This is a genomic window from Pantoea sp. GbtcB22 (assembly GCF_019091025.1).
Lineage (GTDB): Bacteria > Pseudomonadota > Gammaproteobacteria > Enterobacterales > Enterobacteriaceae > Pantoea > Pantoea leporis.
Genome location: NZ_JAGXKB010001095.1, coordinates 1 through 228, shown reverse-complemented (window position 1 = coordinate 228; position 228 = coordinate 1). Strand labels below are relative to the sequence as shown.

The window sequence follows — 228 nt, the reverse complement described above, 5'->3', positions numbered from 1 at the left end:
TTGATTTGCGGGCTGTTGACGCGGATGTAGTTAATCGGCCCGCCAACTTTTACTGGGCGATAGTGGTTTTCGATATCGATGCCGTCGGTTTCGGTATTCCAGTTAGCAATTGAGCCGAAGTGGCCGGTGTTGCGCACGTCGGTGTAGGTGCCAGAATCGCCATAGCGCAGTTTGATCTCCACGCCGAGACGCTGGCGCGCCTGCGCCTGAACCGCCTGCAACAGCACA

At 57.0% G+C, this 228-nt stretch carries 1 pseudogene; it reads right to left on the bottom strand.

The window, feature by feature from the left end:
- Positions 1 to 228: pseudogene (locus KVT28_RS27620) on the bottom strand (ABC transporter substrate-binding protein); the annotation flags it as partial.